General features: G+C 68.8%; 23 protein-coding genes and 1 riboswitch. Of the genes, 11 read left to right on the forward strand and 12 right to left on the reverse strand.

All coding sequences use genetic code 11. From position 1 onward, the window contains the following. Positions 1-61 precede the first annotated feature (61 nt). Both purS and purQ read left to right on the forward strand, forming a co-directional pair. Positions 62-301, forward strand: coding sequence for a phosphoribosylformylglycinamidine synthase subunit PurS (purS, locus tag ACZ7OI_RS04490; protein ID WP_037808692.1), 240 nt, complete (start codon positions 62-64; stop codon positions 299-301). Next, complete coding sequence (gene purQ / locus ACZ7OI_RS04495; RefSeq protein WP_470262787.1) at positions 298-975, forward strand: phosphoribosylformylglycinamidine synthase subunit PurQ; 678 nt, start codon at positions 298-300, stop codon at positions 973-975. Before purS ends, purQ begins: the two co-directional genes overlap by 4 nt. A gap of 46 nt (positions 976-1021) precedes the next feature. Here purQ and ACZ7OI_RS04500 read toward each other — a convergent pair whose 3' ends face one another. The 4 genes from ACZ7OI_RS04500 to ACZ7OI_RS04515 all read right to left on the reverse strand — a co-directional run bounded on the left by ACZ7OI_RS04500 (position 1022) and on the right by ACZ7OI_RS04515 (position 6509). Next, positions 1022-1441 (reverse strand): pyridoxamine 5'-phosphate oxidase family protein, encoded by a 420-nt coding sequence (locus ACZ7OI_RS04500; protein WP_470262788.1) that lies wholly within the window; start codon positions 1439-1441, stop codon positions 1022-1024. A gap of 253 nt (positions 1442-1694) precedes the next feature. Further along, positions 1695-3044: an outer membrane protein assembly factor BamB family protein gene (locus tag ACZ7OI_RS04505; RefSeq protein ID WP_470262789.1), complete on the reverse strand. Its 1350-nt coding sequence runs from the start codon at positions 3042-3044 to the stop codon at positions 1695-1697. Between the two features lie 91 nt (positions 3045-3135). Beyond that, complete coding sequence (locus ACZ7OI_RS04510) at positions 3136-4878, reverse strand: ABC transporter ATP-binding protein (protein ID WP_470262790.1); 1743 nt, start codon at positions 4876-4878, stop codon at positions 3136-3138. Continuing rightward, complete coding sequence (locus tag ACZ7OI_RS04515; protein ID WP_470262791.1) at positions 4875-6509, reverse strand: ABC transporter ATP-binding protein; 1635 nt, start codon at positions 6507-6509, stop codon at positions 4875-4877. Before ACZ7OI_RS04515 ends, ACZ7OI_RS04510 begins: the two co-directional genes overlap by 4 nt. Positions 6510-6629: 120 nt before the next feature. On the opposite strand from ACZ7OI_RS04515, the gene purL reads away from it, so the two are divergent. Further along, on the forward strand, positions 6630-8957 hold the full coding sequence (gene purL, locus ACZ7OI_RS04520; RefSeq protein WP_470262793.1) for a phosphoribosylformylglycinamidine synthase subunit PurL: 2328 nt from the start codon (positions 6630-6632) through the stop codon (positions 8955-8957). 4 nt (positions 8958-8961) lie between these two features. Here purL and ACZ7OI_RS04525 read toward each other — a convergent pair whose 3' ends face one another. From ACZ7OI_RS04525 to ACZ7OI_RS04540, 4 genes are all read right to left on the reverse strand, one after another. Further along, a complete protein-coding gene (locus ACZ7OI_RS04525; protein WP_470262794.1) occupies positions 8962-9624 on the reverse strand; it encodes a nitroreductase in 663 nt (220 codons plus the stop codon). A gap of 16 nt (positions 9625-9640) precedes the next feature. After that, on the reverse strand, positions 9641-10582 hold the full coding sequence (locus ACZ7OI_RS04530; protein ID WP_470262795.1) for a pentapeptide repeat-containing protein: 942 nt from the start codon (positions 10580-10582) through the stop codon (positions 9641-9643). 4 nt (positions 10583-10586) lie between these two features. After that, positions 10587-11444, reverse strand: coding sequence for a hypothetical protein (locus ACZ7OI_RS04535; RefSeq protein WP_470262797.1), 858 nt, complete (start codon positions 11442-11444; stop codon positions 10587-10589). A 191-nt stretch (positions 11445-11635) separates the two neighbouring features. Continuing rightward, on the reverse strand, positions 11636-12526 hold the full coding sequence (locus ACZ7OI_RS04540) for a lysozyme (protein ID WP_470262798.1): 891 nt from the start codon (positions 12524-12526) through the stop codon (positions 11636-11638). Here ACZ7OI_RS04540 and ACZ7OI_RS04545 point away from each other — a divergent pair. Beyond that, entirely contained in the window at positions 12519-12653 is a 135-nt protein-coding gene (locus ACZ7OI_RS04545) for a hypothetical protein (protein WP_344266254.1), read from the forward strand. The two genes, ACZ7OI_RS04540 and ACZ7OI_RS04545, sit on opposite strands and share 8 nt — an antisense overlap. Positions 12654-12699: 46 nt before the next feature. Here the strand turns inward: ACZ7OI_RS04545 and ACZ7OI_RS04550 are convergent, their stop codons facing one another. Beyond that, positions 12700-13488 carry a lysozyme gene (locus ACZ7OI_RS04550; RefSeq protein ID WP_470263437.1) on the reverse strand — a complete coding sequence of 263 codons (789 nt, stop codon included), beginning with the start codon at positions 13486-13488 and terminating at the stop codon, positions 12700-12702. A gap of 119 nt (positions 13489-13607) precedes the next feature. After that, positions 13608-14261, reverse strand: a complete 654-nt coding sequence (locus ACZ7OI_RS04555; protein WP_470262799.1) for a type VII secretion system-associated protein — start codon at positions 14259-14261, stop codon at positions 13608-13610. Between the two features lie 59 nt (positions 14262-14320). On the opposite strand from ACZ7OI_RS04555, the gene ACZ7OI_RS04560 reads away from it, so the two are divergent. From ACZ7OI_RS04560 to arfB, 7 genes are all read left to right on the forward strand, one after another. Continuing rightward, positions 14321-14701, forward strand: a complete 381-nt coding sequence (locus tag ACZ7OI_RS04560) for a sterol carrier family protein (protein WP_470262800.1) — start codon at positions 14321-14323, stop codon at positions 14699-14701. Positions 14702-14857: 156 nt separating this feature from the next. Then, complete coding sequence (locus ACZ7OI_RS04565) at positions 14858-15736, forward strand: helix-turn-helix domain-containing protein (RefSeq protein ID WP_116204924.1); 879 nt, start codon at positions 14858-14860, stop codon at positions 15734-15736. Positions 15737-16228: 492 nt separating this feature from the next. Next, positions 16229-16468: a DUF397 domain-containing protein gene (locus tag ACZ7OI_RS04570; RefSeq protein ID WP_067577335.1), complete on the forward strand. Its 240-nt coding sequence runs from the start codon at positions 16229-16231 to the stop codon at positions 16466-16468. Continuing rightward, on the forward strand, positions 16455-16844 hold the full coding sequence (locus tag ACZ7OI_RS04575; RefSeq protein WP_470262801.1) for a hypothetical protein: 390 nt from the start codon (positions 16455-16457) through the stop codon (positions 16842-16844). The genes ACZ7OI_RS04570 and ACZ7OI_RS04575 overlap by 14 nt, the downstream gene beginning before the upstream one ends. 707 nt (positions 16845-17551) lie before the next feature. Beyond that, entirely contained in the window at positions 17552-19099 is a 1548-nt protein-coding gene (gene purF / locus ACZ7OI_RS04580; protein ID WP_470262802.1) for an amidophosphoribosyltransferase, read from the forward strand. A gap of 31 nt (positions 19100-19130) precedes the next feature. Then, positions 19131-20201 (forward strand): phosphoribosylformylglycinamidine cyclo-ligase, encoded by a 1071-nt coding sequence (gene purM, locus ACZ7OI_RS04585; RefSeq protein ID WP_470262803.1) that lies wholly within the window; start codon positions 19131-19133, stop codon positions 20199-20201. A 33-nt stretch (positions 20202-20234) separates the two neighbouring features. After that, positions 20235-20663, forward strand: a complete 429-nt coding sequence (gene arfB, locus ACZ7OI_RS04590; protein ID WP_470262804.1) for an alternative ribosome rescue aminoacyl-tRNA hydrolase ArfB — start codon at positions 20235-20237, stop codon at positions 20661-20663. Here the strand turns inward: arfB and ACZ7OI_RS04595 are convergent. Next, the gene (locus tag ACZ7OI_RS04595) at positions 20660-21445 is read right to left on the reverse strand and encodes a GNAT family N-acetyltransferase (protein WP_470262805.1); all 786 of its coding nucleotides are present in this window, start codon (positions 21443-21445) and stop codon (positions 20660-20662) included. The two genes, arfB and ACZ7OI_RS04595, sit on opposite strands and share 4 nt — an antisense overlap. A 127-nt stretch (positions 21446-21572) precedes the next feature. Beyond that, positions 21573-22469: a Gfo/Idh/MocA family protein gene (locus tag ACZ7OI_RS04600; RefSeq protein ID WP_470262806.1), complete on the reverse strand. Its 897-nt coding sequence runs from the start codon at positions 22467-22469 to the stop codon at positions 21573-21575. A gap of 28 nt (positions 22470-22497) precedes the next feature. Further along, positions 22498-22644: riboswitch (cobalamin riboswitch) on the forward strand. Positions 22645-22648: the final 4 nt, after the last annotated feature.

A 22648-nucleotide genomic window follows, 5' to 3' on the forward strand; every position in this document is an offset into this window, starting at 1 on the left:
CAGGCTAGTGAAGTACGCTTCAACCGCACCCACGACCTGCAGAAATAAGGAGCAGCCAGCCGTGGCTCGAGTCGTTGTCGACGTCATGCCCAAACCCGAGATCCTCGACCCGCAGGGCCAGGCGGTGGCGCGTGCGCTGCCGCGGCTGGGCTTTTCCGGGGTCGCCGACGTGCGCCAGGGGCGGCACTTCGAACTCGAGGTCGACGACGACGTCGATGACGAGACGCTGGCCAAGATGGCCGAGGGCTTCCTCGCCAACCCGGTGATCGAGCAGTGGACGATCCGGCGGGTCGAGGCGTGAGCGCCCGCATCGGCGTCATCACCTTCCCCGGCACGCTCGACGACGGCGACGCCGCCCGCGCGGTCCGCTACGCCGACGCCGAAGCCGTTTCGCTCTGGCACGCCGACGACGACCTGAAGGGCGTCGACGCGGTCGTCGTCCCGGGCGGCTTCTCCTACGGCGACTACCTGCGCGCCGGCGTGATCGCCCGCTACGCGCCGGTGATGACCTCGGTCATCGAAGCCGCGCACAAGGGCATGCCGGTGCTCGGCATCTGCAACGGCTTCCAGATCCTGTGCGAGGCCGGCCTGCTGCCCGGCGCGATGATCCGCAACGTCGGCCTGCACTTCGTGTGCCGCGACCAGTGGCTGCGCGTGGACAACAACGCCACCGCGTGGACCTCGCGCTACGAGGCGGGCGCGGAAATCCTGGTGCCGCTCAAGAACAACGACGGCTGCTACGTCGCCGACCAGTCCACTGTGGACATGCTGGAGGCGGAAGGCCGGGTGGCGTTCCGCTACGTCGGCGGCAACCCGAACGGCTCCCGCAACGACATCGCGGGCGTCACCAGCGAGAACGGCCGCGTGGTCGGTCTCATGCCGCACCCGGAGCACGCGATCGACGCGCTCACCGGCCCGTCCGACGACGGCCTCGGCATGTTCTACAGCGCGGTCGACGCGCTAGTGAAAGCCTGATCAGCACCGAAAAGGGGCCTGGGAACTTCCCGGGCCCCTTTTCGCGTTACTTGCTGTGGTCGCTGGAGAGCCAGCGCTCGGTGCGCACCCGCACCAGCACCGAGGTCTCCTTGAGCGAGCCCTCGACGAACTGCCGGGCATCGGCTTCCGGCGCGTACCGCGAAGCGATGGCGAACGCCTGCTCCTCGGTCGGCGCGGAGGAGCGGTCCACGACCGGACCGGACACCGTGACGTACTTGTACGGCTGGGTTTCCTGCTGCACCGTGAGGCTCAGCTTGCCCGAGGCCTCGATCGCCCGGTCCTTCGCCGACCCGCGGTCCATCCAGATCAGCAACTCGCCGCCGGGCTCGTAGTCGTACCAAACCGGAACCGCGAGCGGAGCCGCGCCGTCCCGGCCGATCGACAGCACGCCCACCCGCTTCTCAGCGAGGAACTTCTCTCGTTCGTCCACAGTCATGACCGCCATCCGGCGTCACCCCCAGGCTAGAAAGATCAGGATCCGCTTGTGCCCAACGCCGAATCCCAGGCAGACATTCCGTGTTGTTCTCCTCGGCCACGCCCGCCTGATCAGTTCGACCTAACAGGACCATGCCGCGGGATCGCGCCGGCGTCTGGGGGAGCGGCGTGCTCGGCCCCCCGGGGCCGGGTGCGTCGCTCCCCCAGACGCCGGCTTAACGGCGATCCCGCCGCCTCGGCGAAGCCGAGGCAGAAGACACCGCTCAGCCGAGCCGGAAGACCAGTGCCGTGGACTGCGCGGTGTAGATCGCGCGGACCCCGAAAACGACTCCGTCTGCCCAGAACAAGCGGCAGAACCACGGGGCCAAGCGGCGATTGCCGGAACCCGTGAGCGAGACCGTGCGCACGGGTGTCACAGCTCCGGTGTCCAGTGAGAACTTGACGATGTGCTGATCAGGACCGTCCTCGCCAGCGGTGACCACGGCGATCACCTGCCCGTTGTCCACCGCGAGCGGCGCCGCGACAATGCCGCCGCCGGGTGCCGGGACTTCCCAGCGCTTGGCACCGGTGCGAAGGTCGAACGCGGCGAGGCGGTTGGGCTTCTGCGGGCTTGTCAGCGCGATCATCGTGGTGCCCGTGACGAGTGCTCGCGAACGTCGATGTGACGTGCCGTTGGACGCCGCGCTCAGGCTGTAGCCGAATCCGTCGTCCCCCAGGAAGCCGTTCAACGCGTCTCCGGCCTCGATGGTGGAAACCGGTTCGAGCGAGTCGTCGAGAGTTTCGTACAACCCTTTCGAGGTATCGCTGAGGTAGGCGACCAGCGGGGACGCGCTCACCCACGCCATCGTGAGGAAGGACTTGCTCTTCACGAACTCGTTGTGCTGCTTGATTTTTCCGGTCGCGGGATCGACGGCAACGGCGACGTACAAGGGGTCGCCGGCGTCCTTGGCGCTGCAGTGGGACAGCAGCACGAAGTCCGCGCTCCGCGGCATCCCGTCCGACGGGATGCAGTTCGAGTACACCTTCTCGTCGGTCGGTGGCGTGACCTCGGACCAGCGGACGGCGCCGGTGGCCGCGTCCAGCCCGAGCAGCTGTTGGTAGTGCACGACCACGACCGAACCGCCGACGATCTCCAGCACTGCGTGCTCGTCGAGTTTCGCCTGCGACGGGCTTCCCGACGAGGTGATGGGCATCGCCTGCTGCCACAGCAGCTTTCCCGCGCTGACATCCAGCACGGCCGCACTCGAGCAGAGATCCCCATAGCCGACGGCGATGTGGTTATCGACGACAGAGGTGCTCGCCCCGCAGAAATGGCCGGCGGGGGAGGGGATCCTCCAGCGTTCCTTGCCGTCGCTCCGTGCGTACGCGACCGCATAGGTGTCGTTCACCAGCACCAGATCGTCGCCCACGACCCAGGAATCGATGCCCTTGTCGTACGGCGGGACCCGGTCCGATCCCAGCTGCCACGGACCTGTCTGGGACACCGCGATCGCGTGACCGGGCACCGTGCCGCTGGTGAGCGCGAGCGGTACCACGATCGCCGCGATCACCACGGCTGCCAGAAATGCCGCGCTTACGAGGAGGGCCCGTCGGCCACCTATTTTGTCAGTCACTACCCGCTCCCCCTTTCGATGCGGATAGTGTATTTGGGGGAAATCTGATTCCCCCGAAGTTCACTCACATTTGTCGTCCGGGAATCGCGCTTCAGCTCGCGGCCGCGACCAGCTTCGCGTACGGGCCGTCCGAGGCCAGCAAGTCCTGGTGCGGGCCAAGCTCAGTGATCCGGCCGCCCTCGACCACCGCGACCCGGTCCGCCGCCGCGGCCGTGTGCAGCCGGTGCGCGATCGCGATGACCGTGCGGCCTTCGAGCACCGCGTTCAGCGACCGTTCCAGCTCTCGCGCCGAACCGGTGTCCAGCAGCGACGTCGCCTCGTCCAGCACCAGCGTGTGCGGGTCGGCCAGGACGACCCGGGCCAGCGCCAGCTGCTGCGCGAGACCGGCAGGCACCGCGTACGCACCTGAGCCGAGCTTGGTGTCCAGACCGTCGGGCAGCCCGGCCGCCCACTCCGCCGCACCGGCGGACGCGAGCGCGGCCGTCAGTTCCTCGTCGGTCCAGTCTCCGCCGTCGCGCCGGGCGGGCAGCGCCAGGTTTTCCCGCAGGGTCCCGGAAAACGTGTGGTGCTCCTGCGTCAGCAGCAGAACCTCGCCGCGCAGCACGTCGTCCGCGAGCGTCGACACCTCGGTGCCGCCGACCTGGATCGTCCCCGCCGTCGGAGCCGAGATTCCGGCCAGCAGCCTGCCCAGCGTCGACTTCCCCGCACCCGACGGCCCGACGATCGCCAGCCGTTCGCCTCGCGGCACGCTCAGGCTGATGCCGTGCAGCACCTCGCGGTCCGAGGTGTAGCCGAACCGGACGTCGCGCACCTCGATGTCGCGTCCGCGCGGCACGTCGGTGACCTTCGCGGTCGTTTCGGGCGGCTGCACGCCGAGGATCCGGCGGGCGGCGGCCATCGCGACCTGCAGGTCTTCCAGCCAGAACAACGCCTCGTTGAGCGGCGCGGTCATGGCCTGTGCGTACGCCAGCATCGTGGTGATCGTGCCGAGCCCCGCCCAGCCCTGCTGATACGCGAGCAGGCCGAGCAGCAGCAGCGCCGCGATCGGCAGCACGTAGCTGATCTCCAGCGACGGCAGCCAGCGCAGCTGATACGACCGCATCCGCCGCTCGCCGAGGATCGCCTGGTCGAGCGCGCGATGCCCGGTGCGCAGCCGCCGCTCGGTGAGGCTCAGCGCCTCCGCGGTCCGCGCGCCCTCCACCGTCTCGTGCGTGACCGACTGCAGGTCGCCCCACCGGTCGAGCATCCACGCGAACGCCTTCGGAATCACCCGCTGATACCAGATGTTCACCGGCACCAGCAGCGGAATCGCGACCAGCAGAGTGAGCGCGAGCAGCGGCGACGTCACGATCATCGCGATCGTCGTCAGCAGCACGGTGACGGTGGCGATCAGGATTTCCGGCGCGGCGAACCGCACCGCGTGGTCCAGCCTGCTGACGTCGCTGGTCGCGCGGCTCAGCAGGTCGCCGGTCCCGGCCGCCTCGACGGTGCCCAGCGGCAGGTCGAGCGCGTTCTTGACGAACCGTTCTCGATTCTCCGCCAGCACTCGTTCGCCGAAGACCCTCCCGCGCAGCCGGGCCGCCTTCTTCGCCCACGCCTGCAGGACGAGCACCACTACGAACGCCACCGCCAGCAGGTCGACCCGCAGCGTCGTGCCGTGGCCGACCACGCCGTCCACCAGCAGGCCGAGCAGCTGGGGCCCGGCCAGCCCGATCAGCGTGGCCAGGAAGAACAGGCCGAGCATCACGGAGAACTCGCGCCGGTGCTGCGAGGCCGTGCGCCGGGCCCATTGCCGGACCTCGCGCCTCGACGCGAGCGGGAGCCGCGTCGTCATACCGTCACCGCCTTCGCGCTTACTATCTCGTCCGCCACGTTCCTCCACAATGGACTCTGGCTGAACACCACCGTGGTCTTTCCGTTCCGCAATTCCTTGGCGCGCTGGGTGATCCGGGCCTCGGTGTGCGCGTCGACAGCCGAGGTCGGTTCGTCCAGCAGCAGCACGTCGGCGTCGGTGGCCAGCGCACGGGCTAGGCTCAGCCGCTGCCGCTGACCGCCGGACACCTCGCGTCCGCGTTCGCCGATCAGCTCGTCGACCCCGCGCGGCAACGCTTCGACGATGTCCTCGGCGTCCGCCGCGTGCAGCGCCGCGAAGATGTCGACGTTCCCCTGACGCGTCGGCGCGAGCTGTTCGCGCAGCACGCCGGAGAACCAGATGTCCTGGTTGTGTGCGTACACCACGCGGGTCCGCAGTTCGGCGAGCGCGACGCGATCCGCCGGAACGCCGCCGACCAGCACCTTTTCGTCCTCGTCCGGATCGGCGAACCGGGCCATCCGCTCGGCGATCGGCTCCGCCTCGGCGCCAAGGTCGACCACCGTCAGCTTGCCCGGCTCGACGCGGATGCCGCTGGTCGTGTCCACCAGCTCCAGCGGCCCGTCCGGCAGCGGCTGCGGCGACTCCGGGTCGGCCAGCCTCGATCGCAGCGACAGCAGCCCGCACACCTTGCGCGCCGCGACCACACCCGAGCTGAGCGCGCTGACCTGCTCGGTCGCCGTGCTCACCGGCACCACCAGGAACGCCGAAACACCGTAGAACGCGACCAGTTCGCCGACGCCGATCGTGCCGTCGAGCGCGAGCCGCGCGCCCAGCCAGGTGATCGCCACCGTGACCAGCCCCGGCAGCAGCACCTCCGCCGCGGCGAGCCACGATTCGCTGCGCCCGACCTCGACGCCGGACCGGCGCACCAGCTGGCTGGCGTCGTGGAACCGGCGCAGGAACCGCCGTTCGCCGCCGACGCCGCGCAGGATCCGCAGCCCGGACACGATGTCCGCGCCGAGCGCGTTCACGTCGCTCAGATTCTCCCGCTGCGCGGTTTTCCGCTTCTGCAGCGGCGCGAGCAGCGGGCCGATGCCGAGCACCGCCAGCGGGACGCCGACGAGCGCGACCGTGCCCAGCAGCGGCGAAGTGCCGAGCATCGCGATCCCGATGACCACGAAGGCCACGATCGACCCGAACGAGCGGCCGATCACCTCGAACGCGTTGCCGATCCAGTTCATGTCCGACGAGGTGACCGCGACGACGTTGCCGGTGCTGGCCGCCTCGCGCAGGGTCGCGCCGAGCCGGGCGGTGTGGTCGGTGACCAGACGTTGTGTGGTGCCCGCGCCGTGCATCCACATCCCGTACGCCGCGAAGTGCAGCGCGGTGCCGAGCAGCGCCTGCAGCACGCCGAGCACAGCCGCGACCACTGCCCAGCGCCAGAGCGCGGCAGTGTCGCCGGCGGCGATCGCCCCGACGCCGCGGCCGATCACCAGCGGCAGCAAGGCACTCGGCAGCGACCAGCCGGCCCCGGCCACCGCCGCGCCGAGGACGAGCCACGGCCGCGCGCGCAGGACCGCCAGCAGGTACCGAGCCGCTGTCGGGCGTTCCGGCAGCCGGATGTCGGGAAAGGGGTACGTGGCGGAAAGCACGATCACTGACGCTAAGCCGCCGGGGCTGTCCGGCGCGACTGATTTATGCCCGGTCGGACCGTCACCGGACCAGGCCGGGCGGCTGCGGGTGTGACGTGGTCGACACGTAGTCTTGGCCTTGTGGCGAACCCTGACACGGACAGTCGGACAAACACTGTGACCAGCCCTGTTGTTAGTACAGACACCACCGCAGTGGCCGCGGCGACCCCGGAAACGAGCCAGCCGTACGTCGAACTCGGCCTCGCCGAAGACGAGTACGCGCGGATCCGGGAAATCCTCGGCCGCCGGCCCACCGACGCCGAGCTCGCGATGTACTCGGTGATGTGGAGCGAGCACTGCTCCTACAAGTCCTCGAAGAAGCACCTGCGCTACTTCGGCGAGACCGCCACCGACGAGATGAAGGCCAAGATGCTGGCCGGCATCGGCGAGAACGCGGGCGTCGTCGACATCGGCGACGGCTGGGCGGTCACCTTCAAGGTGGAAAGCCACAACCATCCGTCCTATGTGGAGCCGTACCAGGGCGCGGCCACCGGCGTCGGCGGCATCGTCCGCGACATCATGGCGATGGGCGCGCGGCCGCTCGCGGTGCAGGACGCGCTGCGCTTCGGCCCGGCCGACGCGCCGGACACCAAGCGCGTGCTGCCCGGCGTGGTCGCGGGCGTCGGCGGCTACGGCAACTGCCTCGGCCTGCCGAACATCGGCGGCGAGCTGGTCTTCGACCCCTCCTACGCGGGCAACCCGCTGGTCAACGCGCTGTGCGTCGGTGCGATGCGCACCGAGGACCTGCACCTGGCGTTCGCGTCCGGTTCGGGCAACAAGATCATCCTGTTCGGCGCGCGTACCGGCCTCGACGGCATCGGCGGCGTGTCCGTGCTCGCCAGCGACACCTTCTCCGGCGACGAATCCGCGGCTGGCCGGCGGAAGCTGCCCAGCGTGCAGGTCGGCGACCCGTTCACCGAGAAGGTGCTCATCGAGTGCTGTCTCGACCTGTTCAAGGAGAACCTGGTCGTCGGCATCCAGGACCTCGGCGGCGCCGGGCTGTCCTGCGCGACGTCCGAGCTGGCCGCGGCCGGTGACGGCGGCATGCACATCTATCTCGACCGGGTTCCGTTGCGTGCCACCGGAATGACGCCCGCCGAGGTGCTCTCCAGCGAATCGCAGGAGCGCATGTGCGCGGTCGTTTCGCCGGAGAACGTCGACGCGTTCATGGCGGTCTGCGCCAAGTGGGACGTCATCGCCACCGACATCGGCGAGGTCACCGACGGCGAGCACCTCGTGATCACCTGGAACGACGAGATCGTGGTCGACGTGCCCGCGCACACCGTCGCGCACCAGGGCCCGGTGTACGACCGTCCGATCGAGCGCCCTGCGTTCCAGGACGGCCTGATCGCCGACACCTCCGCGAAGCTGCCGCGTCCGTCGACGCCCGAGGAGCTGCGCGCGGACTTCCTGAAGCTCATCGCGTCGCCGAACCAGGCGTCGAAGGAATGGGTGACCGCGCAGTACGACCGCTACGTGCGCGGTAATTCGGTGCTGTCGCAGCCGTCCGATTCGGGCATGATCCGGATCGACGAGGAGAGCAACCGCGGCGTCTCGGTGGCCACCGACTGCAACGCGAAGTTCGTCTACCTCGACCCGTACCGCGGCGCGCAGCTCGCGCTGGCCGAGGCGTACCGGAACGTCGCCACCGGCGGCGCGACCCCGGTCGCGGTGTCCGACTGCCTCAACTTCGGCGCCCCGACCGACCCCGGCGTGATGTGGCAGTTCGAGCAGGCCGTGCACGGTCTCGCCGACGCGTGCGTCGAGCTGGGCATCCCGGTCACCGGCGGCAACGTCAGCTTCTTCAACCAGACCGGCGACACGGCGATCCTGCCGACCCCGGTGGTCGCGGTGCTCGGCGTGATCGACGACGTCACCCGCCGCATCCCGACCGGCATCGGCGCGGAAGCCGGCGAGACGCTGCTGCTGCTCGGCGACACCCACGACGAGCTGGACGGTTCGGCCTGGGCCCGCGAGCTGCACGGCCACCTCGGCGGAGTTCCGCCGCGCGTGGACCTGGCTCGCGAGAAGCTGCTGGCCGACGTCCTGGTGGCCGGTTCGCGCGACGGCATGATCTCCGCCGCACACGACCTCGCCGACGGCGGGCTCGCACAGGCCCTCACCGAGACTGTCCTCATTGGACAGTGCGGGGCGCGGGTGTTCCTCGACCGCGACCAGGACCCGTTCGTGCAGCTGTTCTCCGAGTCGTCCGGTCGCGTGCTCGTGGCGGTCCCGCGCACGGAGGAGCTGCGGTTCACCGAGATGTGCACCGCGCGCGGCCTGCCGTGGCGCAAGACCGGTGTCGTCGACCCGGATTCCGGCACGCTGGAGATCCAGGGCGTCACGGAGTTCACGCTCGAAGAGCTGCGCGAAACCTGGGAGAAGACCCTTCCGGCCCTGTTCGACTGAGGCCTCACGACCGGAAGGTGACCACCTCCGCCAGCGACGCCCGAGGGATCGCTGGCTGAGGCTCGTCCGGATCGGCGTACCCGATCGACATGCCGCAGCCGAGGACATATCCGGCGGGCGGCTCCGCGATTTCCGTGACGCTTCGGTGGTACCTGCCCCACGCGATCTGCGCGCAACTGTCGAGCCCTTCTGCGCGAAGCAGCAGCATCACGGTTTGCAGGAAAAGTCCCGCGTCCAGCCATTGCGGCGGAAGCATTCGCTCGTTCAGATAGCAGAACAGGCCGACCGGGGCACCGAAGCAGTCCCAATTCCTGACCCGTACCCGCTCTCGGCCCGCGAGGTCGTCTCGCGCGACGCCGACCGCGCCGTAGCGCAGCGCTCCCAGTTCCTCGATCCGCCGCGCGTACTGCTCGGGGAGTGTTTGCGGGTAGGGCAGAACCTGGGGCGGATCACCGGTGTCGCCCTCGGCGATGCGTTGCTGGACCACATAGGTCAGCTCGGCCAGCTTCGCCCCGGACAGGACGTACACCCGCCAGGGCTGCAGATTTCCCCCGGAGGGCGCGCGCAAGGCCGTGGTGAGGACCCGGGTCAGGACTTCGTCGGGCACCGGCTTGCCGAGAAAACCGCGAACCGACCGCCGGGAGCGCACCGCTTCGTAGACGTCCACGGTTTTGTGATGCTACTCAGATCGGCACCGCGACATATCCGCCATTCCGAGGTTCCAGCTTCCAGCCATCCGGCAGTTGCACCTCCGCCGAATCCGTGAAAGTCGCCCCGTCGAACAGGACTTCCTTCGCGAAGGTCGCCCCTTTGAAGGTCGTTCGTCCGGCGAAGGTCGTGTCGGAGAAATTGGTCCGCTCCGAGAATGTGGTGCCGGAGAACCAAGCCCGGTCGAGGAAAGTCGCGTTGCGGCAACGGAAAACGCCCACCAGTCGACCGGTCCCGGTGCCCGCGGCGGTGAAGTAGGCCTGCCCGGTGAAGACGCAACCGCTGAGGTTCGTGCTGCTGTGCAGAGAAGCGTGCCGCAGCAGCAACCCGCCGATCCGGCGGTGGGAAAGATCGAAATACTCCAGGACCGCGCCGGTCAGATCGAGGTCCGGACCCGGTCCATCCACATCGGACGGTGGCAGCAGATCCCGGACCAGCCGTTGCGCGGTGAGCCGCACCTGCAGCTCACGTTCCTGCTCCTCTGTGCCACCATATTCCGGATTTATGTACCGGCTATGGGTAAACGGCCGCCGCAGATAAGAACACAGCACGTCCAGCACGGTCTGCCGATACTCCGGCCGCGTCCGCGCCAGCCCGGCCAGCGCGTGCAACGCCCCCACGCGCACCTGATCGGCCTCGTGCCCCAGCAGTTCCACCGATTTCGCGAACCGCTCGTCGGAGATCCGCTCGCGGTCGACGTCGTGCCGCTGCTGTTCGATCACCTGCCGAGCTTCCTCGACGCGGCGACGGCGGTCGTTGAGCCACAACGCGTACAACGCGACGACCGCGCCACCGGCGAGACCGGCGGTTTTGAGCGCTTCACTGCGGCTTGTCGCGGGGTCGGCGAGCAGCCAGCCACCGACCCCGCACAGCAGTGCCACGGACGCGATCAACGTCCACAGCAGCGGCGAGCGCACCGGGTCAGAACGCCAGGATCAGGTACAGCCCCACGCAGTAGCCGCCGCCGCGGTTCATGATGACCATCGTGCCGCTGGCGTCCTTGCCCGACAGCGTGCCGGTGACCCGGGCGCTCGTCGTGGCGCTGCCCGCGGTGACCTTGCCCAGGGTGAGCTGCGGGTCGCCGCTGGTGGTCTCGTCGATGCTGCGCTTCGACATGCTCTCGGTGCCCTGGCAGGCCAGCGCGGTGGCGCCGGCGGCGTCCTTGGCATTGAGCTTGGCGAGGAAGTTGTCGATGACCTGCTTCGCCTCGCCTGAGGCTCCGCTGGAGCCGGGGTCCTCGCTCGAATCCGTCGACGGCGAGGACGAGTCGCTCGGCAGCGGAGCCTCCGAGGACTGGGACGGGGACGGAGCGGGGGCCGGCGGCTGCGCCTGCGAGCTGCCCTTGTCGTCCTTGCTCAGGAAGAACCCCGGCGCGACGAACCCGGTGATGCCCAGCGCGACCACCACGACGACCGCGACGGCGATGCCGATCCACAGCCCGGTCTTGTTGTTCTTCGGCGGCTCGCCGCCCGGTCCGCCCGGGTATTGCTGCTGGTCCCAGCCCTGTTGCGGGAACTGCTGGGTGCCAGGGTAGGGCTGCTGCTGGTACCCCGGGTACTGCTGCTGAGCGTTCGGGTCCCAGCCCTGCTGCGGCTGCTGCTGGGCGTTCGGATCCCACGCGGGCTGCTGCTGGTGCTGGGCGTTCGGGTCCCAGCCCGGCTGTTGCTGAGCCTGGTTGGGGTCCCACCCCGGCTGCTGCGGCACCCCGCCCGAGCCGGGCTGCTGCCAGCCCTGGCCGTAGGGGTCCCCGCCCTGTCCGGGCTGCGGTGGGTAAGTCATGTCCGGTTCCGCCTTCCTGCTGCACCGACTCGCGCCGCGGTCTGACGCCCCGTCGGCTCAGGCGGTTCCGTCTCCGCCCCAGGTCTGCAATTGTGCAAGGCGGGTAAGGCTCGCACAAAAGCGGCTCCCGGCCGCCCCGCCCGGCAGGAGGAGGGGAGAACCGGGAGCCGCGTCCGTGCGCGCCGCTCAGGTCAGCCGTTGGCGAGTGCCTGCAGCCGGTCGTAGGCGCCGTTGAACGTGTCCTGGTCCAGCGGGCTCGAGGTGTACTGCCACACGGTGTAGTAGCCCCAGTTGTACGGCAGGGTTCCGGCCGAGGACGCGTACCGCGCGATCCACAGCGGCGCGGTGCTGGAGAAATCGCCGCCCGCGCACTGGTTCCACCAGTTCGTCGACGTGTAGATCACCGGCCAGCGGCCCGTCCTGGCGTGATACGTGTCGTGGAAGTCCTTGATCCACGCCGTCATCGACGCTTTGCTCAGGCCGTAACAGGTCGCGCCGTAGGGGTTGTACTCGATGTCGAGCACGCCCGGCAGCGTCTTGCCGTCCCGCGACCAGCCGCCGCCGTGCGAGACGAAGTAGTTCGCCTGCGTCGCGCCGCTGGAGGTGTTCGGGGTGGCGAAGTGGTACGCGCCGCGGATGAAGCCCTGGTTGTAGGAACCGTTGTACTGCTGGGCGAAGTACGGGTTCGTGTAGGTCGTGCTTTCGGTGGCCTTGGTCCACACGAACCGCTTGCCCTGGCCCCACCAGTTGCCCCAGTCGACATTGCCCTGGTAGCCGGACACGTCGATGCCGGCGACGGCGGCCGCCACCTGGTTCGGCAGCGCGGCCGCGGGTTGCGGTTGCTGCGCGGCGGTTTTCGTCTCGGGGGTCGACTGATCCCCCTCGACGCGCCGGATCTGCGAACCCATGGTGTGGTTGTTCGCCTGGATGTCGGCGTTTACGGAGTTGATCTCCCGCGCCGACAGCGGGGAAGCGGCCGGGTCGGCCATCGCCTCCGTCGAAGCGCCGAGCAGGAGCGCGACAACGGGGACGGTCAGAGCGGACAGCAGCGCGGTGCGCCGCCCTCTTCGGGAAGTGGACATCGTCGATCCCTTCACAGATACCCTCGCGGAGGGCGGCTATGTGCAGGTAGCCGCCACGGGGGAGATTCTTGAGGACGAATCGTCGTTTGTCATCAAGTTCCGTGAAGATGAATGGTCGAGTGGGTGATTTTCATCGGGCGGTGATGACTAATTCGTGACAACGTCACGAATGTTCACCCGAATGCCAGATTGCGCAGCGCGGTTTGGGTGCCGTTGAGCCAGTTCTGGTCCCCCGGCAGCGTCCCGCTGTTCGAGAACTGCCAGATGGCGTGCTGTCCCCAGCCCGCGGGGAGTTCGCCGATGAAGGAGTTGTAGCGCGCGATCCAGAGCGGATTCCCTCCGAAAGAAGGGTTGTTTCCGGTGCAGCGTTTCCACCAGCTAGTCGACGTATAGATCGTCGGGAGCCGTCCGGTGCGGGCGCGATAGGTGTCGGAGAACGCGCGAACCCAGTCGGCCATCCCGTTCGCGTCCTTGCCGTAACACGTTTCGCCGTAGGGGTTGTATTCCATGTCGAGTGCGCCCGGAAGCGTCTTGCCGTCGGCCGACCAGCCGCCGCCGTGCGCGAGGAAGTAGTTGGCCTGCGCCGCGCCGTCGGACACGTCGGGCCGCGCGAAGTGGTAGGCGCCGCGGACGATCCCGGCTTGGTAGGAACCGTTGTACTGCTGGGCAAACTGCCCGCTGACGAACCCGGTGCCCTCGGTCGCTTTCACGTACACGAACCTCGCGCCCGCTCCGGCCGCCGCCGGCCAGTCGACCGGGCCCTGGTGTCCGCTGACGTCGTGCCCGAGGTACTGGTCTGCCGTCGTGTAGGAGATGTTCGGCGATCCCAGCACGCCTTCGTGCTTCGCGATTTGCGAACCGGCGTAGTTGTCCGCGGCTCCGGCGTAACTCGGCGCGGCCTCCGCCGTTTCGCACAGGGACGTGCCGGTGATCCCGGCGAAGAGAACCGCGCTCCAGCGCAGCAGCAGATGACGCTTCACCCAGGGCTCCTCACCGGACGCGTGTACTCCTACTGCGTCACGATGCCCGGATGCGGGGATTTCGGCGAATCATGATCACTCGGCAGAGTGGTCTGCCCAGGTCAGCGCCGTTCTTCGGCCAGCGCCTTCATCAGGTGCTCGGCCGGGACCACCGCGGTGATCAGGTCGTGCGGATTGATCGCGAGCGGATGTCCGGCGAGCAGTCCGACGATGTCGCGGCCGAGCACCGCGCGGGCGTGCGGCCATTCGCGCGGCACCAGCGACTTCGACGTGTACGCCGGGACCATGACCCGGCCGTCGGCGTTGTGGAAGCCGATCACCGTGCGCTGCACCGGGGACAGGGCGTAGACGAGCAGCGTCGAATCGAGGATGGCGCGCGGCAGGTCTTCGGCGGGCCGGTGTTCGGTGCGGACCATCTGCAGCAGCCGCTCGAGTTCGTTGCGCGGCTCGGGAAAACCGAGCGCCTTCGGCGAGGGCCGGTACCGGTCGTTGGGGTGGAAGTCCTCGACGACCTCTCCGGTTCCGTTCACCGGATACGCGCCGACGACCGCCCAGGACGGCACCGGACCGCGAGCGTCGAAGGCCTCGTCGATGACATACAGCCAGCTGTTCGGATTGGCCCGCGCGTTGGCCCGCATCTCGGGAGTGATCTCGGGTTTTCCTTGCGGCCCGCGGCGCGGATACGCGTTCCGGCGCGCGCGTTTGCCCGCCGGGGTCCGGGAAACCATCCGATCTGCCTCGTCCCGCTGCGCCATCGCCGTCCCTCGGTGCCGGGTGCCTGAAACTCCGTCCGCGGCCACTCTACTGTTGTCGCATGGCCTCTTCGCGTTCGGTCGATCCCGCTCAGTTACGAGCGGCGGTGCTGGCCGTTTCGGACTGGTTGCGTGGTGACGGACCGGATCCGGCGCGCCCTGAACTGGCCGCCGCGGTGCGCGCGACCCTGCGGACCCTCGCCCAGGACGCGCCAGGGCACACCGTCGAGGTCCGGGTCCCGCCGTATGCCGCGGTGCAGTGCGTCGAAGGCCCGCGCCACACCCGCGGCACGCCGCCGAACGTCATCGAGACCGACCCGCGGACGTGGCTCGAACTGGCCACCGGCCTCCTGGACTGGGACGACGCGCTCAGCGCCGCCCGGGTGTCCGCCTCGGGCAGCCGCGCGGACCTCTCGCACTGGCTTCCGGTCGTGCGGATCTGATTTCCCTCCGGAATTGTTCCCTCAGGAGTGTCTTCTGAGGCACACACTCCGTAGAATCCCCTGAACGCAGGCCTGTGCCGTGCTGTCCGAGGCTGTGCCTTGCGTGTACTTTGGGTAGTCGGATTTCGTACGAGCGGCGATGGAAGGGCCCTGGTCATGAACGCGGTAGGCGTGTCCGCCGGCGAGCAGAGCCTCGGCCCGACAGCGCGCCGGATGATTCTCGGCTCGCAGCTTCGCCGGTTGCGCGAGGAAGCCGGGATCACGCGCCAGCAGGCGGGCTACAACATCCGCGGTTCGGAATCCAAGATCTCCCGGCTGGAACTCGGCCGCGTCGGCTTCAAGGAGCGCGACGTCGCCGACCTGCTCACCATGTACGGCGTCTCGGACGAAGACGAGCGCAAAGCGTTCCTCGACATGGTCAAGCAGTCGAACGAAGCGGGCTGGTGGCGCAAGTTCGGGGAGACGGTGCCCGGATGGTTCACCGACCTCGTCGGCTTGGAGGAAGCCGCGTCCCGGATCCAGATCTGGGAGCCGCTGTTCGTGTCCGGCCTGCTGCAGATCGAGCCGTACGCACGAGCGATCTTCAGCCACGGCCGCCCGGAAATGGCCGACGAACGCGTGGACCAGCTGGTAGCCCTGCGCATGCGGCGGCAGAAGATGCTGGCCCGCCCCGATGCGCCGCGCATCTGGGCGGTGCTCGACGAATCGGTGCTGTACCGGCCGATCGGCGGGCCGAAGGTGTTCCGGCAGCAGCTGGAGTACCTGCTCGAGGTGACGACGCTGCCGCACGTGTCGGTGCAGATCCTGCCGTACTGCCGAAGCGGTCTGTCGGCCGAGCACGCGTTCTCGCTGCTGCGCTTCGCCGAGGCGGAGCTGCCGAACATCGTCTACGTCGAGTACTTGACCGGCGCGCACTACCTGGACAAGCGCGACGAGATCGAGAAGTACGGCCGAGCGCTGGACCTGCTGGCTGTCGACGCGGAGACTCCGGAACGCAGCCGCGCCCGCATCGCGAAGCGCAAGGCCGAGATCTGAGCCGCGGTCTCCCTCTTCATCGCACCGAGGCGTCGTCCCCGGTGAAATTCTTCCCACCGAGAATTCCGGCCCAGCCATCCGGACGAGCAGTAACCGAGTAGAGAACGCCCCACCCCCATTCTCATCACCGAGCGTGCATAAGTCCGGAAGTCGGTTTCCACTGACCCGGTTCCACGCCTCCCTCTCTCCTCTTAGGTTATCACGGTGAGTGTTCTTCATTCACCCGCTGCACCCAGCGGTAGCGAGTCACGAACGCGGTGCGTTATCAGGCTGCCAATATCGTTACCCAAGGTAATAATTAGCCCGTTCAGGTAGTGCTCGAATCACCTGTCTGGGAACTTCTACTGAACCGTGTCGTCACGCAGTGAGAAATTTGCAGAAAATTCTGCACGTGCATTTACCGCTGCATGCGCGCGTGCTAGCGTCGAAGTCACAGGCAAATGCACATGCAGATTCCTGAGCTTTTCATCGTCCTTCCCGGAAGGTGGCATCATGGCTGAGCGGTTCGAGAACGGTGTTCCGGCCGACCGTCTGACCGGCGCACAATGGCGCAAAGCGAGCTACAGCGGCGCGGTGGGCAACTGCGTCGAAGTGGCCCCGCTGACCTCGGGCGAGATCGCGATGCGGAACTCCCGCTTCCCGGAAGGCCCGGCGCTCGTCTACACGCGTGCGGAGATGGCGGCCTTCCTCGCCGGCGCGAAGGACGGCGAATTCGACGATGTCCTCGGCTGAGAACAACGTCGTCGGCCCCGCCTGCGACATCGAGCAAGGCCTGCAGAAACTTATCGACCGCGGCTACCAGTTCGTCCACCCGACGGACGGAAGCGGCGAAGTGCAGGCCGTGGTCGGAGTGCGAGTCCACGACAACGTGGTGGACGTCGTCCGTCTGAATGCCGAGGACGACGCCGAAGCCACACGAATCCCTGGCAGCGAACAGAACATCTTCGCCCCCGCGTCCACCCTGTGGCGCTCGCGCGGCGAAGCAAGCCAGGTACTGGGCGAAGTGCTAGCCCTCCCCGAGCGCCAACCGGCCGCCGCAGCAGCCTCGACAGCAGGCTGCTGGATCCCCGGCCGAGGCGGCCGCTCGAAGTGGCTAGCTGCCAGCTGATCCGCCCTTCTCCCGCGCCGTCCCCACCGGCCCCCGAATTTCAGGCCCCGCACGAAGTGGCCCAATCCACTTCGTGCGGGGCCTGGCTCTTTTCTCCCCTCCCGCGGCTGCTCCCCGGCCGCCCGTCCGTGAGGGCCACCTTCACAGACTCAGACGCCCTCAGGGTTCCCCTCACGACCCACGATGGTCGTGAGGGCCGCCTTCACGGACGTGGATTCCCTCAAGGGCCCCTTCACGGCTCGCCCGCTCCCCGCCACGACGCCCTCCCATGCGGAATTGGTTGCGCCCCGCGCACCAACGTGGCGTCCGGTGCGTCGCATGCACCCCCTGCCACGTCGGGACGCGCCCCTTCTCTCGCGCCCAGCGCTCAACCGCCACCCGCGACCCCAACGCGCCAACCCACCCAAGCCCCGCGCACCACCCACCCCACCGCAGCCCGCGCACACAAACCCACCAGCGCACCCACCAACCGTCAGCACAATCAAGCTTCGGGGTGCCCCCGCAAGCCCCGAGCGCAACGTCGCCGCCAGGCGACGAGCAGCCCCCGTACACCCCAAACCCCCTCAAGACCCCCGCTCCAAAACCAGATCACCGCTCCGCAACCTCCTCCCCCGTAGTGGTCAGAACCACGCCGCGGCCCGCTTCCCCACCTCGTCCACCCCTTACACTTGGACTCGGCCCGCCCACGTCTTCCTGGGAGCTTCCCGGTGGTTTCCGACCCCTCCGCCAGTCCTGCTCGACCCGAAGATCAAGAAGATCAACCCGAACCGGAACCCCGTGAGGAGTGCGGCGTCTTCGGCGTCTGGGCTCCCGGGGAAGAAGTCGCCAAGCTCACCTACTACGGCCTCTACGCCCTGCAGCACCGCGGGCAGGAGGCCGCGGGCATCTCCGTCTCGGACGGCTCGCAGATCGTCGTCTTCAAGGACCTCGGGCTCGTCAGCCAGGTCTTCGACGAGCAGGTCCTGCAGTCCCTGCAGGGCCACATCGCCGTCGGGCACTGCCGGTACTCGACGACCGGCGCCACGATCTGGGAGAACGCCCAGCCGATCTTCCGCACCACGGACACCGGCAGCGGCCTGTCCTTCGCGCACAACGGCAACCTGGTCAACACCGCCGAGCTGCGCGATCGCACCGTCGCCGCGGGGTTGAAGCCGCACGCCGGGCTCACCGGGTCTTCCAGCGACTCCGACCTCGTCTGCGGGCTGCTCGCCGCGAACGCCGCCGACAAGGGCATCGAGGCCGCCGCGCTCGATCTGCTGCCGACTCTCAAGGGTGCGTTCTGCCTGGTCTTCGCCGACGAAAACACCCTGTACGCGGCCCGCGACCCGCACGGCGTGCACCCGCTGGTGCTCGGTCGGCTGGAGCGCGGCTGGGTCGTGGCGAGCGAGACCGCCGCGCTCGACATCTGCGGCGCGTCGTTCGTGCGCGAGGTCGAGCCGGGCGAGCTGATCGCCATCGACGCCGAGGGGCTGCGTTCGTCGCGGTTCGCGAACCCGGAGCCCAAGGGCTGCGTCTTCGAGTACGTCTACCTCGCGCGTCCGGACACGTCGATCGCCGGTCGCAGCGTGCACGCCACGCGCGTCGAAATCGGGCGCAAGCTGGCCGTCGAGCACCCGGTGGACGCCGACCTCGTGATGCCCGTGCCGGAGTCCGGCACCCCGGCCGCGATCGGCTACGCGCAGGGCTCGGGCCTTCCGTACGGCACCGGTCTGGTCAAGAACGCCTACGTCGGGCGCACCTTCATCCAGCCGTCGCAGACCATCCGGCAGCTCGGCATCCGGCTGAAGCTGAACCCGCTGCGCGACGTCATCCGCGGCAAGCGCCTGGTGGTGGTGGACGACTCGATCGTGCGCGGCAACACCCAGCGCGCGCTCGTGCGGATGCTGCGTGAAGCCGGTGCGCTCGAGGTGCACGTGCGGATCGCCTCGCCGCCGGTGCGCTGGCCGTGCTTCTACGGCATCGACTTCGCCTCGCGGGCCGAACTCGTCGCCAACGGCGTCGACCTCGACGGCATCCGCCGCTCGATCGGGGCCGATTCGCTCGGCTACATTTCGCTGGACGGCCTGGTCGCGGCGTCGGAGCAGCCGAAGTCGCGGCTGTGCACGGCCTGCTTCTCCGGCGAGTACCCGATCGCGCTGCCCGAAGACGCGCTCATCGGCAAGCACCTGCTCGAAAGCATGGACGCCGCAGGTGGCGCGGCCGCTCCCGTGAGTGCGGCCGGGTACGGTGCCGAAGACGCCGTCCGGCGTCCGTGAACCAAGCATGTCCAGTAGGGAGTCCGCTTCCGTGAGCGAGTCCACGAGCGCCACGTACGCAGCCGCCGGAGTCAGCATCGACGCCGGTGACCAGGCCGTCGAGCTGCTCAAGCCACACGCCGAGCGGGCCACGAGGCCCGAGGTGCGCGGCGGGGTCGGCGGTTTCGCCGGGCTCTTCTCCCTCAAGCTCGACAAGTGGAAAGAGCCGATCCTCGCGTCCTCCACCGACGGCGTCGGCACCAAGATCGCGGTCGCGCAGGCGCTCGACAAGCACGACACGGTCGGCATCGACCTGGTCGCGATGGTGGTCGACGACCTCGTCGTCACCGGGGCCGAGCCGCTGTTCCTGCAGGATTACATCGCGGTCGGCAAGGTCGTGCCGGAGAAGATCGCGGCGCTGGTCGGCGGCATCGCCGAGGGGTGCGTCCAGGCTGGTTGCGCGCTGCTCGGCGGCGAGACGGCCGAGCACCCCGGCCTGATGGGCGAGCACGACTACGACCTGTCGGCCACCGGCGTCGGCGCGGTCGAGGCGTCCGCGCTGCTGTCGCCGGAGAAGGTCCGCCCCGGCGACGTCGTCATCGCGATGGGCTCGTCCGGCCTGCACTCCAACGGCTACTCGCTGGCCCGGCACGTGCTGCTGGACATCGCGCGGATGCCGCTGGACGGGCACGTCGAGGAGTTCGGCCGCACCCTCGGCGAGGAACTGCTCGAGCCGACCAAGATCTACGCGAAGGACTGCCTCGCGCTGGTCGCCGAGACCGAGGTGCGCACGTTCGCGCACATCACCGGCGGCGGCCTCGAGGCCAACCTCGCGCGCGTGATGCCGCGCGGCCTCGTCGCCAAGCTCGAACGCGGCACGTGGACGCCGGCTCCGGTGTTCGCCCTGGTCGGGCAGCGCGGCAAGGTCGAGCGCGCGGAGCTGGAGAAGACGTTCAACATGGGCGTCGGCATGGTCGCGATCGTGTCGGCCGAGGACGTCGACCGGGCGCTGGCGGTGCTCACCGCGCGGCACGTGCCCGCGTGGATCCTCGGCGACGTCCAGCCCGCCGAAGACCCGGACGGCCCGCGCGCGGTGCTGTCCGGCGACCACCCGCGGTTCTGAAAGCCGCTTGCCACGTCTTGAGACACTGAAGACATGGCGGAGGACGTACGCGTCGGCGCCCGGTTCGTGATCCCGGGCGCCGAACTGCGAGAGCGGTTCTCCCGGTCCTCGGGGCCGGGCGGACAGGGCGTGAACACGACGGACTCGCGCGTCGAGCTGTCGTTCGACGTCGCGGGCTCCGCCGTGATCCCGCCCGCGCTGAAGGAACGCATCACGGCTCGCTTGGGCGCCCGCCTGGTCGACGGAGTGCTGACCATCGCGGCCAGCGAATACCGCTCCCAGCTGATGAATCGCGACGCGGCCCGGGAGCGGCTGGCCGACGTGTTGACGAAGGCTTCCGCGCCGCCGCCGGCCAAACGGCGTCCCACCAAGCCTTCGCGAGGCTCGAAGGAACGCCGTCTGGCAGCGAAGAAACGCCGTAGCGACGTGAAACGCGGCCGCGGCGGCCGGTACGACGATTAGCTCAGCGACAGGTGCACGCACTCACCGGCGACTTGGTAGCCAGCACGCCGGTACACCGTCCCGATACCCACATCGCCTGGCGTGAGGAATGCCGTCCGCGCGCCGCGTTCGTGGGCGAGGCGCGTTAGGTGCGCGGTGATTGCCGCTGCGATGCCTTGACCGCGGTGCTCGGCGGCCACTGCGATGCCGACGATTTCCGTTGCGCCGGACACGATGTCCAGTGCAACTCCGCCGCCCACAATGGTTTCGCCGTGTTCGGCTAGGACCGTCAGGTAGTCGCGGTTGCGTTCGAGATCGGCGTCCGACACCTCTGGCGGCTCTCCGAACGCGACGTTCTGCACGGACCGCAGGCGGCGGAATTCGTCGTCGGACACCGGTTCGCGCAGCTGAATGTGTTCCGGGGCAACACAATCTACGCGGTCTTCAGCGGTGCAGGTCATTACCGGCACGCGTCGTTCCAGTGTGAATCCCGCGCCGACAAGGGATTTCTCGACGTCGGGAGCGGCTTCGGTGAAGAACTCCAGCCGGGGCAGGAGATTTCGTTGCTGGTAGGCGGAAATCAGGGCCGCGAGGTCGGCGGACGAGGGCTTCGCGCCGTCGTCGGGGATGGCGTAGTTCGCCATCGGATGAGAGCTGTCTTGGGCGAAAGTGGCCAGGAACGGGCCGATTCGCAGGGTGTCGCGGCCGATCGGTGCGGTCGCACGAACATATGCCTGAAGGGCGGACATCTCTGGTGGAAGCCTTTCGAGAAAGAAAGAATGCACAAGAACCGGGCAGGGCAAACCCCACAACCGGCGCGCAGGCCGAACAGCTCAGGCCACGCGGCCGGAGTGGGCCGTGGCGGAGCACATAGGCATTCCTTCGTCCGAAACGAACTTCCCGCTCATCGTCTCAGGCCGGGCAAGCGAATTAACGATTGAGCGCGGCGCGTGCCTGGTCCACGATCCGAGCCAGGTGCACGCCCCGGCGGACATCGCAGGGATGCGTGGTCGTTCCGCACGACACCATCGCGGCGAAATCGTCCAGCAGCGCGGTGTACGCGTCGTTGGCCGTGCCGGTACGGCCAAGCGTGCGGAGGCCGTGTTCGCCGAAGACCGAGTACTCGACCACCGTCGGCTGTACCGGCAGACGCAGGCTGAGCGTCGCGGTGCTCGTGATGCCGCCTTCGTGTTCGAGCAGCAGCTGCCACAGGTCTTCGGGACCGCGGTGCGCGGCAAGGACGTCGGTGATCGGGCCGAGCGCGGCGTCGAGCAGGTCGAACGCATGCGGGCCGATGTCGGCGAGCGCGCCGCTCGCCGGGTCCTGCCGCCAGGCCGAGGTCGCATACTTGCCGGCGAGCAGTGCGCCGGACAGCCACCGCACGTTGCCGCCACGCCAACCGCCAGCGGCGGTGACGCCGTCCAGCCAATCGCGCGTCTGCTGGGCGAACCGCAGCGTGAGCATCACCAGCGACGCGACGCCAGCGGACGTCACGGCGTCGGCGAGACGCTGCGCCGAGGCGAGGTCGGGGGCGATCGGCTTCTCGAGGATGAGGTGATTGCCCGCCTCCGCGGCCCGCGTCGCCAGCTCGGCCTGCACGGTCGGCGGCACGGCGAACGCGAGTGCGTCGACCTGCTCGAACAGCTCGTCCAGATCGCTGGTGGGCACGGCGTCGTAGGCCTGCGCGAGCGCGGCGGCAGCCTCCGGCCGACGGCTCCACACAGCACTGAGCACGGTCCCTGGATGATCGGCGAGCCCCGGGGCGTGCACCGTGGTGGCCCACGGTCCGGTTCCTACGAGGCCGACGCGCAGCTGGTCCTGTCCCACGCCCGGAAGTGTAGGTGTGGCCGCGGTCGCTTCCAGCGGGGCCTGCGGTGCGTTAACGTCGACAAGTTCTTCGCCACGAACGGGGGAAGCCGGTGAGAATCCGGCGCTGGCCCGCAACCGTGAGCGGTCCCCGGGGATCGCGAGCCGGATCGCCCGTCGTGGTCCGATCGATGCGAGGT

It is taken from the genome of Amycolatopsis sp. NPDC114503 (genome assembly GCF_055633655.1).

Bases quoted from the DNA above. Each gene is read 5' to 3' on its own strand.
- ACZ7OI_RS04500 (WP_470262788.1), bottom strand. From the start codon at position 1,441: ATGGCGGTCATGACTGTGGACGAACGAGAGAAGTTCCTCGCTGAGAAG.
- ACZ7OI_RS04510 (WP_470262790.1), bottom strand. From the start codon at position 4,878: ATGACGACGCGGCTCCCGCTCGCGTCGAGGCGCGAGGTCCGGCAATGG.
- ACZ7OI_RS04535 (WP_470262797.1), bottom strand. From the start codon at position 11,444: ATGACTTACCCACCGCAGCCCGGACAGGGCGGGGACCCCTACGGCCAG.
- ACZ7OI_RS04540 (WP_470262798.1), bottom strand. From the start codon at position 12,526: ATGTCCACTTCCCGAAGAGGGCGGCGCACCGCGCTGCTGTCCGCTCTG.
- ACZ7OI_RS04555 (WP_470262799.1), bottom strand. From the start codon at position 14,261: ATGGCGCAGCGGGACGAGGCAGATCGGATGGTTTCCCGGACCCCGGCG.
- ACZ7OI_RS04560 (WP_470262800.1), top strand. From the start codon at position 14,321: ATGGCCTCTTCGCGTTCGGTCGATCCCGCTCAGTTACGAGCGGCGGTG.
- ACZ7OI_RS04565 (WP_116204924.1), top strand. From the start codon at position 14,858: ATGAACGCGGTAGGCGTGTCCGCCGGCGAGCAGAGCCTCGGCCCGACA.
- ACZ7OI_RS04570 (WP_067577335.1), top strand. From the start codon at position 16,229: ATGGCTGAGCGGTTCGAGAACGGTGTTCCGGCCGACCGTCTGACCGGC.
- ACZ7OI_RS04575 (WP_470262801.1), top strand. From the start codon at position 16,455: ATGTCCTCGGCTGAGAACAACGTCGTCGGCCCCGCCTGCGACATCGAG.
- arfB (WP_470262804.1), top strand. From the start codon at position 20,235: ATGGCGGAGGACGTACGCGTCGGCGCCCGGTTCGTGATCCCGGGCGCC.